Origin of the sequence: Marinimicrobium sp. UBA4509 (genome assembly GCF_002388575.1) — a bacterium.
Taxonomy (GTDB): domain Bacteria; phylum Pseudomonadota; class Gammaproteobacteria; order Pseudomonadales; family Cellvibrionaceae; genus Marinimicrobium; species Marinimicrobium koreense.
On record NZ_DGMV01000051.1, the window covers coordinates 41,049 to 42,356 of the forward strand.

Here is a 1,308-nt window from a genome sequence, read left to right on the forward strand (position 1 = left end):
GGGGCTCGGATCGCGGGTCCCCCGCTCTACGGTCTTGAAAGGCTTTCCCCTCCTCGGGCCTCAGTGCCAGTACTAGCTTGGGCGCTATTTCCCGAAACGATACGCTTGCACCGCGGAGGCTGGGTATACCCTTCCGAGACCGTCACCCGCCTGGATGGCGGGTGATGAGCCTACAAGGATGTATTCACGGCGTGTCTCGGAAGGGTATACCCAGCCGCAGCCCCTCACCGCGAAGCTCCCTTTCTACACATCACAGAACATCACGACAAAACTGGAGACCGATGTATGCTGCTCCAAGAAAAGACATTCTCGCTACTCGAACTCGCTTCGGTCAGAGAAGACGGCTCCATCACGGAAACACTGCGGGACACGCTTCGCTACGCCCAAAAAGCGGACCAACTCGGCTTCGAACGCTTCTGGCTGGCCGAACACCACAACATGGAAGGCATCGCCAGCTCCGCGACCTCCGTGTTGATCGGCCACATCGCCGGGGGCACTGAACGCATCAAGGTCGGCTCCGGCGGCATCATGCTGCCCAACCACCCGCCGCTGGTAATCGCCGAACAATTTGGCACCCTCGCCAGCCTCTACCCGGGGCGCATTGAACTGGGTCTGGGCCGCGCGCCCGGCACCGACGCCATCACCATGCGAGCGCTGCGCCGGGATATGCGTTCCGCCGACGACTTCCCACAGGACGTCGGGTTACTACAGCAACTGCTCGCGCCCCTGAAACCCGGCCAGAAACTCAAAGCCATTCCCGGCGCCGGCACCGAAGTGCCCATCTGGCTGCTGGGTTCCAGTCTGTTCAGCGCACAGCTTGCCGCGCAGAAAGGCCTACCCTACGCCTTCGCCGGCCACTTCGCACCGCGCCTGGTCCGTGAAGCCCTGCATGTCTACCGGGAAAATTTTCAGCCTTCCGAAGTATTGGACAAACCTTACGCCATTCTGGGGATTCCACTGATTGCGGCGGACACCGATGCCGAAGCGCGTTACCTGGCCACAACCAGCCATCAGCGTATTCTGGCCCTGCTGCGCGGCCAGCCGCTGTGGTTGAAGCCTCCCGTGGAAGACATGACACCCCTGTGGTCGCCCGAGGAAGAGGCCGCCGTAAAAGACTTTCTCGGCCTGGCGGTGGTCGGTGGCCCCGATACCGTGCGGGAAGGTCTGGAAGCTCTGTGCCGGGAGCTGCCCTTTGATGAGTTTATGTTCACCATTGATATGTACGACCCGGCAGCGCGGGTTCACGCGTTGGATCTTTTGGCCAATATTCGAAACGTTGAGTGACGGTTACGGCGGATGCGCCTTCGG

General features: G+C 61.3%; 1 protein-coding gene. It reads left to right on the forward strand.

Annotated elements, in window-relative coordinates; genetic code table 11:
- Positions 1 to 285: 285 nt before the first annotated feature.
- A complete protein-coding gene (locus B3520_RS09115) occupies positions 286 to 1,284 on the forward strand; it encodes an LLM class flavin-dependent oxidoreductase (protein ID WP_286805123.1) in 999 nt (332 codons plus the stop codon).
- The last annotated feature ends 24 nt before the right edge of the window (positions 1,285 to 1,308 follow it).